General features: G+C 64.6%; 12 protein-coding genes. 5 read left to right on the top strand and 7 right to left on the bottom strand.

Translation table 11 applies throughout. The features are described from left to right. Positions 1-38: 38 nt before the first annotated feature. From DUPY_RS26210 to DUPY_RS26195, 4 genes are read left to right on the top strand one after another with little or no spacing between them, the layout of a single operon-like run. A complete protein-coding gene (locus tag DUPY_RS26210) occupies positions 39-1,208 on the top strand; it encodes a cystathionine beta-lyase (RefSeq protein ID WP_070252078.1) in 1,170 nt (389 codons plus the stop codon). Further along, positions 1,205-2,263, top strand: coding sequence for a histidinol-phosphate transaminase (gene hisC, locus DUPY_RS26205; protein WP_070252077.1), 1,059 nt, complete (start codon positions 1,205-1,207; stop codon positions 2,261-2,263). Before DUPY_RS26210 ends, hisC begins: the two co-directional genes overlap by 4 nt. 45 nt (positions 2,264-2,308) lie before the next feature. After that, positions 2,309-3,538, top strand: coding sequence for a putative DNA modification/repair radical SAM protein (locus tag DUPY_RS26200; protein WP_070252076.1), 1,230 nt, complete (start codon positions 2,309-2,311; stop codon positions 3,536-3,538). Continuing rightward, entirely contained in the window at positions 3,535-4,977 is a 1,443-nt protein-coding gene (locus DUPY_RS26195; protein WP_070252075.1) for a UdgX family uracil-DNA binding protein, read from the top strand. Before DUPY_RS26200 ends, DUPY_RS26195 begins: the two co-directional genes overlap by 4 nt. On the opposite strand, the gene DUPY_RS26190 is transcribed toward DUPY_RS26195, so the two are convergent. From DUPY_RS26190 to DUPY_RS26165, 6 genes are all read right to left on the bottom strand, one after another. Further along, positions 4,974-5,336, bottom strand: coding sequence for a DUF4870 family protein (locus DUPY_RS26190; protein ID WP_070252074.1), 363 nt, complete (start codon positions 5,334-5,336; stop codon positions 4,974-4,976). The two genes, DUPY_RS26195 and DUPY_RS26190, sit on opposite strands and share 4 nt — an antisense overlap. A gap of 55 nt (positions 5,337-5,391) precedes the next feature. Next, a complete protein-coding gene (locus DUPY_RS26185) occupies positions 5,392-6,291 on the bottom strand; it encodes an alpha/beta hydrolase family protein (RefSeq protein WP_070252073.1) in 900 nt (299 codons plus the stop codon). A 2-nt stretch (positions 6,292-6,293) separates the two neighbouring features. Then, on the bottom strand, positions 6,294-7,052 hold the full coding sequence (locus DUPY_RS26180; RefSeq protein ID WP_070252072.1) for an EAL domain-containing protein: 759 nt from the start codon (positions 7,050-7,052) through the stop codon (positions 6,294-6,296). Between the two features lie 3 nt (positions 7,053-7,055). Continuing rightward, positions 7,056-7,898: a phosphoserine phosphatase SerB gene (gene serB / locus DUPY_RS26175; protein ID WP_070252071.1), complete on the bottom strand. Its 843-nt coding sequence runs from the start codon at positions 7,896-7,898 to the stop codon at positions 7,056-7,058. A gap of 102 nt (positions 7,899-8,000) precedes the next feature. Next, a complete protein-coding gene (gene mfd, locus DUPY_RS26170) occupies positions 8,001-11,447 on the bottom strand; it encodes a transcription-repair coupling factor (RefSeq protein WP_070252070.1) in 3,447 nt (1,148 codons plus the stop codon). Between the two features lie 83 nt (positions 11,448-11,530). Beyond that, the gene (locus tag DUPY_RS26165) at positions 11,531-12,484 is read right to left on the bottom strand and encodes a 5'-nucleotidase (RefSeq protein WP_070252069.1); all 954 of its coding nucleotides are present in this window, start codon (positions 12,482-12,484) and stop codon (positions 11,531-11,533) included. Positions 12,485-12,784: 300 nt separating this feature from the next. On the opposite strand from DUPY_RS26165, the gene DUPY_RS26160 reads away from it, so the two are divergent. After that, complete coding sequence (locus DUPY_RS26160; protein ID WP_070252068.1) at positions 12,785-13,981, top strand: alpha/beta fold hydrolase; 1,197 nt, start codon at positions 12,785-12,787, stop codon at positions 13,979-13,981. A 46-nt stretch (positions 13,982-14,027) separates the two neighbouring features. Here DUPY_RS26160 and DUPY_RS26155 read toward each other — a convergent pair whose 3' ends face one another. Continuing rightward, the gene (locus DUPY_RS26155; protein WP_229255511.1) at positions 14,028-15,770 is read right to left on the bottom strand and encodes a diguanylate cyclase domain-containing protein; all 1,743 of its coding nucleotides are present in this window, start codon (positions 15,768-15,770) and stop codon (positions 14,028-14,030) included. Positions 15,771-15,799: the final 29 nt, after the last annotated feature.

Here is a 15,799-nt window from a genome sequence, read left to right as displayed (position 1 = left end):
CAAGTGCCCCGCCTTTTTTTCTTCGCCCAGCACTCCAGATGAACACCAAAAAATCCCCGCACACCGCCCTGATCCACTCCGACTACCGTGCCCCCGCAGGCTTCGCGGCGTTTCCCACCGCGATCCACCATGCCTCCACGGTGTTGTTCGAAAACGTGGCCGCCATGCGCTCGGGCGACTGGAAAGACAAGAACGCCTATACCTACGGCCTGCACGGCACGCCCACCACGTTTACGCTGGAAGCGCGGCTGGCCGAGATCGAGGGCGGCACGCAGTGCCTGCTGGCGCCCAGCGGACTGGCGGCGATTGCCATGGTCGATTTTGCGCTGCTCAAGACCGGCGACGACGTGCTGCTGCCCGATAACGTCTACAACCCCAACCGCGAACTGGGTCGCTGGCTGGAGGCCGACTTCGGCATCACCGCGCGCTACTACGATCCGCTGGTGGGCGCCGGCATCGCCGAACTGATACTGCCGAATACAAAGCTGATCTGGACCGAGGCGCCGGGTTCGGTGTCGATGGAAGTGCCGGACCTGCCGGCCATCTGCGCCGCCGCCCGTGCGCGCGGCGTGCTGGTCGCGCTGGACAATACCTGGGCTGCCGGCCTCGCGCTCAACGGTTTCGACCACGGTGCGGACATCGTCATGCAGGCGCTGACCAAGTACCAGTCGGGCGGCTCCGACGTGCTGATGGGCGCCGTGATCACGCGCGACCGCGTCATCCACGACCGGCTGAGCCTGGCCCACATGCGCCTTGGCATGGGCGTGGGCGCCGACGATGCGTTCCTGGTGCTGCGCGGCCTGCCCACCATGCGGCTGCGTTTCGAGGCCCACGACAAAGCCGCGCGCAAGGTGGCGGCGTGGCTCAAGACCCGCCCCGAGATCACCCGCGTGCTGCACCCGGCGCTGCCCGATTGTCCCGGCCACGAAACCTGGCAGCGCGACTTTACCGGCGCCGGCGGCCTGTTCTCGGTGCTGTTCGACGCGCGCTACACGGAAGAGCAGACCGACCGCTTCGTCGATGCCTTGCAGCTGTTCGGCATCGGCTATAGCTGGGGCGGCGCCAACAGCCTGGCCATGCCGTACCGGATCGCGCACATGCGCAAGAACTGGCCCGACCAGGGCATCCTCGTGCGCTTTAATATCGGCCTGGAAGAGGCCGATGACCTGATCGCCGATATCGAACAAGCATTGGAGTTGATGAAATGAGTCGTTTCTGGAGCAAAGTCGTCCACGGCCTGACGCCGTACACGCCGGGCGAGCAGGTGCGCATGCCGGGCCTGATCAAGTTGAACACCAACGAAAACCCGTACGGCCCATCGCCCAAGGCGATCGCCGCCATGCAGGCCGCCGCCGACGACGATCTGCGCCGCTATTCCGACCCCGCCAACTTGGCAGTGAAGGATGCGGTGGCGCACCGACTCGGTGTGCAGCGCGAGCAGGTCTTTGTCGGCAACAGCTCGGACGAAGTGCTGGCCCACACCTTCCAGGCGCTGCTCAAGCACGAGCTGCCGTTGCTGCTGCCCGATATCAGCTACAGCTTCTACGCTACCTATTGCAGCCTGTATGGCATCACTGCGGTGCCGGTGCCGCTCAACGACCGCTTCGAGATCGACGTCGAGCACTACACCGCGCCGTGCGGCGCCGTCATCATCGCCAATCCGAATGCCCCCACCGGCATCGCGCTGCCACTGGAGCGGATCGAAGCGCTGCTGGCGAATCACCGGGACCAGGTGGTGGTGGTCGATGAAGCCTATGTCGATTTCGGCGGCGCGAGCGCCAGCGCGCTGGTGGACCGTTACGACAACCTGCTGGTGATCCAGACCCTGTCGAAGTCGCATTCGCTGGCCGGCCTGCGGGTGGGCTTCGCGGTCGGCCACCCTGATCTGATCGCCGGCCTGGAACGCGTGAAAAACAGTTTTAACTGTTATCCGCTGGGGCAGGTGGCGCAGGCGGGCGCGGTAGCCTCGCTCGACGACGTGGAGTATGCCGCGCAAACCTCGCGCGCAGTGATCGCCACGCGTGAACGACTGACCGCCGAGATGCTGGCGCTGGGCTTCGAGGTGCTGCCGTCGAGCGCCAATTTCATTTTTGTCCGCCATCCCGGCCACGACGCCGTCACCATCGCCACCGGCCTGCGCGAGCGGGCCATCCTGGTGCGCCACTTCAAACAGCCGCGCATTGACCAGTTCCTGCGTATCTCGATTGGTACGGATGCCGAATGCGCGGCACTCGTGGATGCACTGAAGAAGCTGCTGGCCTGATTCGTCTGATATACTGTATGCATACACAGTATATCGAGACGGGTCATGGAACTGACAGACAAACTGGAAATCCTGGCCGACGCGGCCAAGTACGACGCCTCCTGCGCCAGCAGCGGGGCGCCCAAGCGCCATTCGGTCGGCAAGGACGGCTTCGGCGCCACCACCGGCATGGGCATTTGCCACAGCTACACGCCGGACGGCCGCTGCGTCTCGCTGCTCAAGATCCTGCTGACCAATTACTGCCTGTACGACTGCCAGTACTGCGTCAACCGCCGCACGTCCAACGTGCCGCGCGCGCGCTTTACGGTGGCCGAGGTGGTCAAGCTTACCAAGGATTTCTACCTGCGTAACTACATCGACGGCCTGTTCCTCAGTTCCGGCATCATCCAGTCGGCCGACTACACCATGGAGCAGCTGGTGCAGATCGCCCGCGAACTGCGCGAGGTGCACCAGTTCCGCGGCTACATCCATTTAAAAACCATCCCCGATGCCGACCCGGCGCTGATTGCCGCCGCCGGCCGCTATGCGGACCGCTTGAGCGTCAACATCGAACTGCCCACCCAGGACAGCGTGCAAAAACTGGCGCCCGAAAAGAGCGTGCACACCATCAAGCTGGCGATGGGCTCCATCCGCAGGAAGCTCGACGAAAAGGCCGAGGAGCCGAAGTCGCCGCGCTTCGCACCGGCCGGCCAGAGCACGCAAATGATCGTGGGGGCGGACGCCAGCGACGACCAGCAAATCCTGAAAACCGCCGAAACGCTGTACGGCAGCTACAAGCTCAAACGCGTGTACTACTCGGCATTCAGCCCGATTCCGCAAAGCCCGAAAAGCGTGCCGCTGGCGCCGCCGCCCATGATGCGCGAACACCGCCTGTACCAGGCCGATTTTTTACTGCGCAGCTACGGCTTCCAGGTCGATGAGCTGCTGCCCAAGACCGGCAACCTGGCGCTCGACATCGACCCCAAGCTGGCCTGGGCGCTGGACAACCGCGAGCACTTCCCGATGGACTTGAATCGCGCCGAACCGCACATGATCGCCCGCATTCCCGGCATCGGTCTGCGCAACGCCCAGCGCATCGTCGACCTGCGCCGCCTGCGCCAGGTGCGCTACGCCGACCTCACGCGCCTGAAATGCAGCATGAAGAAGATCTCGCCCTTCATCATCACGGCCGACTATTTTCCGGTCAACGACGCCGGTCCTTCCGAGCAGTTGCGGCGGGCTATGGCGGTGCCAGCACAGCAATTGAATTTGTGGCCGGAGCTGCAAGCGGCATGACGCGCCGGGTGGTCCAGACGTTTGCCGAATGGCGCACTGCCGCGCGCGACCTGGTGGCGCGCAGCATCGCGCCCGAGTACGTCGAGTGGGCCAGCGAGCCCGAAGACGGCGACCTGTTTTCCGGCTTCGGCTCGCAGGCCGGCGCGACCGCGCTCAAGGCCGCGCCGCCGCCGGGCGCCGAGCTGCGCCTGCCGCGCCAGGTGATGGACATGATCGAGGACGCGGCCTGCTTCAATGCACTCGACCGGTGGTCGTTTTTATACAAGGTGATCTGGCGCTGGCACCTGGGCGAGCGCGACGTGGTGTCGCCGGCCGATCCCGACGGCGCCCGGCTGTATGCCATGGTCAAAGCCGTGCACCGCGAGCAGCACGACATGCACGCCTACGTGCGCTTCCGCGAGCGCAAGGAAGAAGACGGCGCGCCGCGCTTCGTGGCCTGGTTCGAGCCCACCCACGATGTGCTGCCGCAGGTGGCGCGCCACTTTGCGAGGCGCATGGGGCCGATCACCTGGCTGATCGCCACGCCGGGGCAAGCGATCCTGTGGGACGGCGAGAAGCTGATCGAGGCGCCATCGCTGCTGCGCAGCGCGGCCGATATCGAGGATGCCGGCGAAGCGCTGTGGCTCACCTATTACCGCAGCATCTTCAATCCGGCGCGCGTGAACGCCGACCTGCTGCGCAGCCATATCCCTTCGCGGTTCTGGAAAAATTTGCCCGAAGGCGCGATCGTGCCCGCCATGGTCACTGCCGCCAACAACGGCGAGCGCCGCACCGGCCAGACCGGTACCGTGGGTCAGCGCGGCGGCGCCACCAGCATTCCGATTGCGCCAGAACGCGCGCAACCGCAGCGCGAGCTGCCGACGTCGCTTGACCAGTGCCGCCGCTGCGCGCTGTGGGAAAACGCCACCCAGGCCGTCGCTGGCGTGGGACCGGCGCAGGCGCGCATCATGCTCGTCGGCGAACAGCCGGGCGACCAGGAGGATCTGCAGGGCTTGCCGTTCGTGGGCCCGGCCGGGGCCGTGCTGCAACAGGCCATGCAGGAGGCCGGCGTGGACCGTGACAGCATTTATCTGACCAACGCCGTCAAGCATTTCAAGTGGGAGCCGCGCGGCAAGCGGCGCCTGCACAAGACGCCGGCGCAGCGCGAGGTGGCCGCATGCCACCTGTGGCTGGAAGAGGAATTGAAACGGGTGCAACCGCAAGTGGTGGTGGCGCTGGGCAGCACAGCTTTGAAGTCGCTGCTGCAGGATGGCTCGGCCACCATGACGGCGATGATGAACGATGGCCACCCGGCGCCGGTGCAGCACGACGGCCGCTGGGTGGTCACCGTGTATCACCCGTCGTACGTCTTGCGTGCGCCGGACGAGGCCAGCCGGCGCCAGGCCTACGGTGTGATCGTCGAAGGCCTGCGCCAGGCGTTGCAGCTGATCCAGCGCTAGACGGCAGCCGCTTCGTTGTTATTGAGGCGCATGAAGCCGGCGATCAGGCGGTAGGCCTTCCACAGCCAGGCGCCGAGCCAGATCAGGTAGGCCAGCGGAATGCCGATGATGGTGATGAACGCCAGCGCGCCCACCGCGATCCACACCACGTACCACCAGAACGAGCGGATCATCCAGGTATGGTGGCTGTGCACGAACGTGCCGGTAGTGCCGGGGCGCTGCACATAGTTGATCACCAGCGGAATCACCGAGAACAGCCCCAGCGAAAACACGAAGCTGACGGCGTGCACGATGTACAACCACCAGGCGGTGGTCTTGGCCGAGCTGTCACGACCATCGAGTATCAGATCCTGCGACATGGCGATTCCTTTAAAGTGACAAGAGTGTCAAAAGTATAGCGGAATCGCCGGGCGTTTACACAGTTTCATTATCCGGTAATGCAGCCACCGTACCGACCGTACGCAGCAGGAACGCGCTGATATCGTCGAACAACCCGGCCTGGATATCGGCGCGGTCGAAACCGGGTGGGTCTTGCGACGGATGAAATTCCGGCTTGGTCATCTCGGCCGGAAATTTGCTCATGAACGAAAAGTGGGCGGCGCCGGCAAACACCTTGTGCACCACCTGGGCGCGGTCGGCCACGCCATCGAGCACATTGAGCGCGTGCGCGACCGGCGTGTTCACATCCTGGTCGCCGGTGATCATCAGGACCGGTACCCGCACCGCGCGCAGCGCCCCGGGACGGAACCAGGCGGTGGCCGGCGCCAGCAGCACCAGCGCGCGCACCCGGTAATCGGGCGTCACCAGGACAGGCTGCGGCGGATTGGCCTTGCGCTCGTAAGGCCCGGTCCACGGCTTTCCCCCGGCCACCGCCAGCGCGGTGTAGCCGCCGATCGAATGGCCGATCACGGCCACGCAGTCGGGTTTCAGGTGGTCTTTCAGCTGCTGGTAAGCGGCATCAATGACGAGCGTGATGTGGCGCGGCCGGTTGGCCAGGTTGGCGGCGGTGTTGGCGCGGTTGTTGTTGTGGCGGGTGTTGCCGGTGTGGGCGGGCAGGGCGACGATGTAACCGTGCTGCACCAGGTGTCTGGCCAGTTCGCGGTAGGCCCACGGCGTGCCGGCGTTGCCGTGCGAGACTACCACCAGCGGGAAGGTACCGCCGACCGGTGCTGCATCGATTGCGACAGCGAGGGAATAAGGGCCGAACTGCTCGGTGGTTTCCACGCCGTGGGCCGGATACAGCAGCGCCAGCGGGATCATCGCCTTTTGCACCGTGTCTACCACCTCCAGCAGGCGGCAGCCGCAAGCGGCCATGCTCAACCCCAGGCCGCCGGATCGATCTCGCCAGCCGCGCGCAACGCCGGCTTGCAAAACAAATAGCCTTGCATCAGGTCGATGCCGGCGCCGCGCAGGGTGTCGCGTTCGGCCGGGGTCTCGATGCCTTCGGCCAGCACCTTGACGTCGAGGTCGCGGCAGATCGACACGATGCCCCGCACGATGGCCTGCTTGGCGACGCTGGTGTCGATGCTGCGCACCAGGTCCATGTCGATCTTGATGATGTGCGGCTGGTATTCGGCCAGCAGGTTAAGCCCTGCGTAGCCGGCGCCGAAATCGTCGATCGCGGTCTGGAAGCCAAAGCGGCGGTACTCGCGGAAGATATTGACCAGGTGCGGGCGGTCCTGCACTTCTTCACCCTCGGTCACCTCGAAGATGATGCGCTCGGTGGGAAAGCCGAATTCCTCGGCCGCCTGCAGCGTGCGCTGAATGCAGGCCGCAGGCTGGTACACGGCGTTGGGCAGGAAGTTGATCGACAAATAGCCTTGCAGATTGAGCTTGGCTGCGCCTTCGATGGCGGCCACGCGGCAAGCCTGGTCGAAGGCGTAGCGGTTGTCTTCATTCACCTGCGATAGCACAGACCAGGCCGACTCACCATTGGGACCGCGCACCAGGGCCTCGTGCGCGTAGATCTGCTGCGTGCTCAGTTGGACGATGGGCTGGTAGGCATAAGAGAAGTCGAAACCGAGCGGCTCGGCCTCGCGGCATTGCTGACAGCCCTTGGCGGCAGACTTGTCCATGGTTTATGCCAACAGCGGCAGTATGCCGTCGAGGCCCGCGAAATTGAGCGCCACGCTGGCCTGCTCGCGTACCACCGGCTTGGCGCGGAACGCCACCGACATGCCTGCGATGCTCATCATTTTCAGGTCGTTGGCGCCGTCGCCCATCACGATTGCCTGCGACGGCGAGATGCCCAGCTCCGCACACACGCGCTCCACGGTCTGCTGCTTGGCGTCGGCGTCGACGATGGCGCCGAGTACCTTGCCGGTCAGTTTGCCGTCGACGATTTCAAGTTCGTTGGCGTGGGTGTAGTCGAGCTTCAGGCGTTCTTTCAGGCGGCTGGTGAAATAGGTGAAGCCGCCGGAGACCAGCAGGGTCTTCAGGCCGGCCTGCTGCACCGCTTGCAGCATGGCTTCCGCGCCCGGCGAGAGCTTCAGGCGTTCTTCATACACGCGCTCGAGCGCGGACGCGTCCAGGCCTTCGAGCAGCGCCACGCGGCGCGTGAGGCTGGCGGCAAAATCGAGTTCGCCGCGCATGGCCGCCTCGGTAATTTCGGACACCTGCGCCTTCAGGCCCTGCATGTCGGCGATTTCATCGATGCACTCGATGGTGATCAGGGTGGAATCCATGTCCATGGCCACCAGTTTGAAGTCGCTCATCTTTTGCACGCCGATGGCATAGGTGGCGTCCAGCTGCGCGGCATGGGCCGCCACTTCGATGGTCTGGCGCAGCGCCGGCGAAAAGGCGATGCCTTCGCAGCGCACGGCGCGGTCGCTCAGCCACGTGAGCGACTGCGGCGCTGTCAGCGCCGCGATACGTTCGAGTCGCGCACGGCTTTCGTCGCGCCCTTGTAAAACCAAGTTCATGGATTTGGTGGCTGATGTCATTGTTCTTGCTGGTTGTAGGCTTTGGTGTTCGGGTGTCGCTCGTTTAAGGTACGACCTTAGGCGCTCGCGGTCAATACCTGATTAATTGTTGGTGAGTTGTTTAATTGCACCTTTGATCTGCGCGACGCGCGCGGCCAGGTCCGGCATGGACGCCGTGATCTTCAGTTTGTCCTGGCCGGCGAGCTTGATCTGGCGGTTCTTCTGTATCAGTTCGATGATGCGCATCGGGTCGATCGGCGGCTTGGCCATGAACTGCAGGCTCGCTGCTTCGCCATGGGCGTCGATCTTGATGATGCCCACGGTCTTGGCGGCGATGCGCAGGCGGTGGGTTTCGATCAGCGCCTTGACCGGGTCGGGCAGCTTGCCGAAACGGTCGATCAGTTCTTCCTGCAAGTCGTCGATCTTGTCCTGGACCGAGCAGTTGGCCATGCGCTTGTAGATCGACAGCCGCTCGTGGACATCGCCGCAGAAGTCGGCCGGCAGCAGCGCCGGCGTGTGCAGGTTGATCTCGGTGGTGGTGGCCAGTGGCGCCGCCAGGTCGGGTTCCTTGCCGGCCTTGAGCGAGCGTACCGCCTCGTTGAGCATGTCGGTATAGAGCTGGAAGCCGATTTCGGTCATCTCGCCGGACTGGTTGTCGCCGAGGACTTCGCCGGCGCCCCGGATTTCCAGGTCGTGCATGGCGAGGTAAAAGCCGCTGCCCAGTTCTTCCATCTGCTGGATGGCGTCGAGTCGGCGCTGCGCCTGCTTGGTCAGGCCCTGCACATCGGTGACCAGCAGGTACGCATACGCCTGGTGGTGCGAGCGGCCCACGCGCCCGCGCAGCTGGTGCAGCTGCGCCAGGCCGAACTTGTCGGCGCGGTGCATGATGATGGTGTTCGCGGTCGGCACGTCGATGCCGGTTTCGATAATCGTCGTGCACAGCAGGATGTTGTAGCGCTGCGCCACGAAGTCGCGCATCACTTTTTCCAGGTCGCGCTCGTGCATCTGGCCGTGGGCCACCGCAATGCGCGCCTCGGGCAGCAGCTCGGTCAGCATCGCCATCCGGTTCTGGATGGTTTCCACCTCGTTGTGCAGGAAGTACACCTGGCCGCCGCGTTTGAGTTCGCGCAGGCAGGCCTCGCGGATGATCGACTCGCCCTCGCTGCGCACGAACGTCTTGATGGCCAGGCGCTTTTGCGGCGCGGTGGCGATGATGGAAAACTCGCGCAGGCCTTCGAGCGCCATGCCCAGCGTGCGCGGGATCGGCGTGGCGGTGAGCGTGAGCACGTCGACCTCCGCCCGCAGCGACTTCAATGCCTCCTTCTGGCGCACGCCGAAGCGGTGTTCCTCGTCGATGATGACCAGGCCCAGGCGGGTGAATTTCACGTCGTCGGACAGCAGCTTGTGCGTGCCGATGACGATGTCGAGCGTGCCGTCGGCCATGCCCTTGATGGCCTGGTTGATTTCCTTGCCGGTGCGGAAGCGCGACATTTCGGCGATGCGCACTGGCCAGTCGGCAAAGCGGTCGGCGAAGGTTTGCGCGTGCTGTTCGGCCAGCAGCGTGGTGGGGGCGAGGATCGCCACCTGCTTGCCGCCCATGACCGCGATGAAGGCGGCGCGCAGCGCCACTTCGGTTTTGCCGAAGCCGACGTCGCCGCACACCAGGCGGTCCATCGGTTTACCGGATGTCATGTCGCGGATGACGTTGTTGATCGCTTCCTGCTGGTCGGGCGTCTCGTCGAAGCCGAAGCTCTCGGCGAAGCGCTCGTAGTCGTGCGCCGAGTATTCGAAGGCATGGCCCTGGCGCAGCGCGCGGCGGGCGTACAGGTTGAGCAGCTCGGCGGCGGTGTCGCGAATCTGTTCTGCGGCGCGGCGCTTGGCCTTTTCCCACTGGCCGGATCCCAGGGTGTGCAGCGGCGCGTCTTCTGGCGCGGCGCCCGAGTAGCGCGAGATCACGTGCAGCTGCGAGACCGGCACGTACAGCTTGGTGTCCTTGGCGTATTCCAGGTGCAGGAACTCGGTTTCGCCTTCGCCCAGGTCCATGCTGGTCAGGCCCATGTAGCGGCCGATGCCATGGTTGATGTGCACCACCGGGTCGCCGATTTTCAGCTCGGAGAGGTCGCGCACCATCGATTCGACCTGCGTGACGGCTTCCTGCTTCTTCTTGCCCACGCGGCGGCCGGAGCCCGCATACAGCTCGGTCTCGGTAATGAAGACCAGCCGCTCGGTAGGCGTGGCCAGCTCGAAACCGGTGTGCAGGGGTGCTACGCCCAGCGCCAGCTTGGCGGCGGACGTGGCAAAGCCTTCAAAGCCTTCGACCGGCGTCAGCGCCAGGTCGTATTCGCTGAAGTACTGCTGCAAGGTTTCGCGGCGACCGTTGGTCTCGGCGCAGATCATCACCCGCGTGCCGGCCGGCAGCAGGTAGCTGCGCAGGTTGGTCAGCGGGTCCTCCAGGTGGCGGTTGACGGCGATATTGGGAATCGGCGCCGACAATTCGGACGCGCCCTGGTCGGCGTCCCTGGAAATGACCATGCGGCCATACGGCTTGGCCAGCGTGAAGAACTGTTCGTCCGACAGGAACAGCATGTCGGGCGGCAGGATCGGGCGTTCGCGGTCGGCTTTCAGGAAGCGGTGGCGCGAGGTGGTGTCGGCCCAGAAGCGCTTGATGGCGGCGTCAATGTCGCCGACCAGTGCCAGCGCCGCGCCCTCTGGCAGGTAGTCGAACAGGGTGGCGGTCTGCTCGAAGAACAGCGGCAGGTAGTACTCGATACCGGCCGAGGCGATGCCGCTGCTGATGTCCTTGTAGACCACCGAGCGCGATGGGTCGCCTTCGAAATACTCGCGCCAGCGGCTGCGGAACGTGGTGCGCGCCGCTTCGTCCATCGGGAACTCGCGTCCCGGCAGCAGCCGCACTTCACCCACCGGGTACAGCGAGCGCTGGGTGTCGGCGTCAAAAGTGCGGATGGTTTCCACCGTATCGCCGAACAGGTCGAGCCGGTAGGGCAGGGCGGAGCCCATCGGGAACAGGTCGATCAGGCCGCCGCGTACCGAGTATTCGCCGGGCGACATCACTTGTGTGACGTGCGTGTAGCCTGCCAGCGTCAGTTGCGCCTTCAAACGCGCTTCGTCGAGCGACTCGCCCTTCTTGAAGAAGAAAGTGTACGCCGCCAGGAACGACGGCGGCGCCATGCGCACCAGCGCCGTGGTGGCCGGCACCAGCATCACGTCGCACTGGCCGCTGGAGATTTCGTGCAGCGTGGCCAGGCGCTCGGACACCAGGTCCTGGTGCGGGGAGAAGGCGTCGTAAGGCAGGGTTTCCCAGTCCGGCAGCAGGTGGCAGCGCACTTCCTCGCCGGCGAACCACGGGATCTCGTCGCGCAGGCGCTGGGCGTCCGCTGCGCTGGACGTGATCACGGCCAGCATGCGGCCTTGCGCCTTGAGGGCGAGCGCCGCTTGCGCGAGCGCGTACGCATCCGAGGAGCCATGCAGGGTGGGCAGGGCAAAGCGATTGCCCGGTTTGGGAATGGAGTTGGCGAGGACTAGGGACACAATGAGGTGGACGCTGGTGAGCTGTGGTGCATGGTAAAAAGGTGAACAACATTATAGACGATGCACCGCAGCCCGGTCTGCGCCTACCCCGGCTTGGGTGCGGAGCCGGCCACCAGGTTGGCGATGCCGAACGGGATGTGCACCATCGGGATATTGCCGGCAGGGGACTTCAGGTGGCTCAACTGGTCGTCGAAGAACAGGTGCGGCTTGAAGATCGACAGGATGCGCGCTTTTTCCATCCCGCCCAGGAAGAAGGTTTCGTCGGCCGACACGCCCCAGCTCTTGAGCGTGGTGACCACGCGCTCGTGCGCGGGCGCGCTGCGGGCGGTGACGATGGCGATGCGCAAGATGCGCAGGTAGCCGGGATCGGCCGCTACCGCCTGGTCTTCCAGCCGCTGCATGGCCGAGAGCTTCTGGAACAGGTCGGCCAGCGGCCCCGGTTGATGCGGCACCGCCACCCGCTCGCGCTCGTGGGCGTGGAACTCGGCGACGTCGTTGTTGCGCTTGAAAACCGTCTCGGACTCGTCGTCGGCGATCACGCCGTCGAAGTCGAAGGCCACGCGCAGTTCGCCGTCGGCGTCGTCGTCCTCGGTCAGGCCCGGCAGCACCAGGCCGGCCGGGTAGTGGGCGTCGAGCGCCATGCGCACGTCCTGCTCGTTGGCGGTGAGGAACAGCGAGGTATTAAAGGCGGGCAGGTAGGTGTACGGCGACTTGCCGGTGATAAAACAGGCGCGCGAGATGTCGAGCCCGTAGTGGGCGATCGAGTTCATCACGCGCAGTCCGGTCTCCGGAGAATTGCGCGACAACAGCACCACTTCCACCGGAGAGGCTTGCGGGTGGTGGGCGTTGATCGATAAAAAACGCCGGATGAACGGAAACGCCACGCCCTTGCCGAGTACGACGTCGAGGTGGCGTTCCTGGTACTGGCGATAAGCTTCGGCGCCGCTCTCGACGTAGACCTGGTGCGACTCGGTAAGGTCGAACAGCGCGCTCGACGCGATGCCGACCACCAGCTTGTGTTCTATCGGATAGGCCATGGATGGGTGTTTGGGTTGTCAATCACGCCACTTTAACCGATTTTCCGTGCCAGCCGCGCCACACCTGCGCGCCGTGATGCACATTTCAATTGACGTGGATTGCGTGACAACGGATATTGGCTGGGCAAAACAAAAAGGTAAGCCACTTCTGGTACCGCAGTAATGTCAAGCAGCCCGTGTGGCTGCTTTTTTTTGGCCCACATTCAAACCAAACGGAGTCATTTTGAAGCTTTTCCACAAAAGCATGATCTGCCTGGTGCTGCTTTCCGGTGCTGTGCAGTGAGACGCTGCTGGATCTCCTTGCTGCTAGCGGTCTGCGCGACGATCTTGCCTGCTGCTGTCGCTGCCCCGCCGACCTATCGGCAAGTGCTTGCACCTGTCGAAGCCGGCATCGATATTCCGGTTGACCTGTATTGGCCCGCTAACGCCCCCCGCGCGCTGGTGATCGTTGCACCAAATTCCGGCGGACTGGCTGATCCGTATTTCGACCCGGAACTTCAACAGGCTACTTACCGGCCCGATCATCGCGGGGGCCTGGTCGAGGCGCTGACAGGCCAGGGGTATGCCGTCGCCTTCTTCAGCCTGCGCGGTTTTGCACCGCTGCGCGAATGTGCTCACGGCGACCATTTCGCAGCGCGCGCGACCGACTTTGCCACCCACTGCGTCAACAGCGAGGTGCGCGGGACGGCCAATCTCGTCACCACCACTGCCGACACCGAGGCCGTCTTCCACGCGCTGTCGGCCTTGACGCTGACTGGTAAATTGCCGCAAGTAGCGCTGGCTTTTTCTGAAGGCATGCACCATGTCACGCTGCTGGCCGGGCAAGGCCGCATCGCACCGGCGGGCATCGTTGGCGCCGGCGGGCCGACAGCACCGCTGTCAGCGCTCTGGGCTTACCAGATGCAGCGCGGTTTTTATGTTCGGATGGTGCAAAAAGCGTTCGATCGGTGCCGCGCACCGACACTGGACCTCGATCGCGTATTCGCCTGCGCCGAGGCCCGGCCATTGGCGGCGACCCGCGCCGGCCTGCAGGAATTTCTTGGGGCTACCGCCGTTTCGCCTGCAACGCTGGCAGCGCGCCGACAATACGCGCAAGCACTGTACCGGCAGGCGCTGGCCCACTATGCCGGCGATGTCAGTGACGAGGTCATGCCGGGAACGTTCGGCGGCGTACGCGTGCCAGCAGTGTGGAACGGATCTTACTATTCGCAGGTATTCCAGACCCGCGCCAGTACCGTCGTGCAGTTGCAAGGCTACACTGGAAAAACGATTTATCTGTTTGGCCAGCTAGACTATCTGCAGCTGCCGGACCCGGGCGCATGTGCGGCATCTCCTCGTTGCAGCATCCGTACCATCGATGCCGTTGGGCACGGGTTGGAGGACGAGTCCGGAATCCCCCCTGCCCACGCCGTGCAAGCCATTGTCGATGCGGTCAATACAGTCTCCGCAATTGCACCTGCACCTGCAGCCGCAGCCCCAGACACAGGCAAACGGTGAACACACCCGCATTGTCAAGCTGGACAGTGGCAGGCGCTGGCCGTTCTCAGGCCAGCATGGCCCGGTTCCGTCCCGACTTCTTGGCCTGGTACAGCGCCACATCGGCCGCGTGCACCAGCTGTTCGGGTTCTTCGCCGCCGACTGGCTGGCCGCATGCCACACCCACGCTCACCGTGACGATGCCGCCTGGCGCTGCCGCATGCACGATGCCCAGCGCGGCCACCGCTGCGCAGACCGCCTGCGCCAGGGCCATGGCGGTGTCGGGCTGGGCGTCGGGCACGATGAAGATGAATTCCTCGCCGCCGTAACGCGCCACCTGGTCGCCACCGCGCCGGAACTGGTCATCGATCGCCGCCGCCACGCGGCGCAGGCAGTCATCGCCCTGTTGATGGCCGTAGTGGTCGTTGTACTTCTTGAAGTGGTCGATATCGAGCATGCCGATGGCCAGCAGGCTGTGCTGGCGCGCCGCCCGTGTCCATTCCGCCGCCAGGATCTGGTCGAAGCGGCGGCGGTTCGGGATGCCGGTGAGGACGTCGGTCATCGACATCAGCGCGAGGCTGTTGTTGGCTTGCTGCAGTTCGGCCGTACGCTGGGCCACGTGCGCTTCCAGGCGCTGCTCCGACAGTTTCAGACCGGTGATCAGGTCGTTCTGGGCGGCCAGCGCCATTGCCTGCGCCTGCTCCTTCTCGCGCCTCATCACGTGCATGCGGTCGGCCAGCGCAAACGCCAGCAGCAGCATTTCGCAGGCGGATCCTATCTGCGCGCCGAAATTGGTGCCCAGGTTGTGCGGCAATATCGCCAGCGCGGCCAGGGCGCTGCCCATGTTACCCACCAGCAGCACGCAAAACGCGGCGCTGAAGTAGTAGGCGCTGCGCTGGCGGCGCCATACGCACACCAGCGCGATCACCAGCGTCAGCGGCGAGGTAATGCTCCAGATCGTGGTGATGGCGCCGGCCACCTGCTGGTAGAACAGCACCAGCAGCACCGGCGAGACCAGGAACCATGCCACCATCGCCAGCAGCAGCTTGTCGAGCCAGGGCACCAGGGTGCGGGTGCCGATCATCCGCCGCATGAACATGGTGAGCGTGGCGTGCGACAGCGAGAACAGGATCGCGGCCGACAGGTTGGGCCAGCGTCCGCCCACCGCTGGCCACAGCCATTCGTGACCCAGGCCGTTCTGGGCGGCCAGCCCCATGGCGGTAACCACCACGAAGACCACGTACATCAGGTACAGCCGGTCGCGCAGCATGGCGAACAGCACCAGGTTGAACAGCATCATGGCGATCACCATGCCGAAGAAAATGCCCTGTGCCAGGTAGTCGCCCTGGGCGTGGACTGCAAACGCCTGCGGCTCCCACAGGCGCAGCGGTATCAGCTTGGCGCCCTCGGAGGCTACGCGCAGATAATAAGTGTGCTGCGATCGGGCCGGCAGCTCGATCTGGTAGACATAGTAACGGTTGGGGTAATCGCGCGAGGCATACGGCATTGCGCTGCCGGTGTGGTGCGCACGATAGCTGCCGTCTTCATCCGGTTCATAGAACGTGATATCGCTCAGGCGCGCGTTGCTGATTTCGAGCAGGCGACGCACTGGCGCAGCACCCGAATTGCGCAGCTCCACCTTGAGCCAGTAGGCCGACCGGGAATAGCCAAAGCTGATCGCCTGGTCGGCCTGTCCGCTGTAGCGATAGCTTTGCGCGCGCGCCTGCGCCAGATCGAGCGCGTGGCCAGGATCTTCGAGTACGGCAACAGCATCGGTGAGCGACACCACGCCCTGGTGGAGGGCGCGCACCTCGACCGGTGCCCCAGCGGCATGGGCTT

The organism is Duganella phyllosphaerae, assembly GCF_001758785.1.
Lineage (GTDB): Bacteria > Pseudomonadota > Gammaproteobacteria > Burkholderiales > Burkholderiaceae_D > Rugamonas > Rugamonas phyllosphaerae.
Note: the sequence above shows the minus strand (reverse complement) of the source record. Positions and strands in the feature narration are given on the sequence as shown.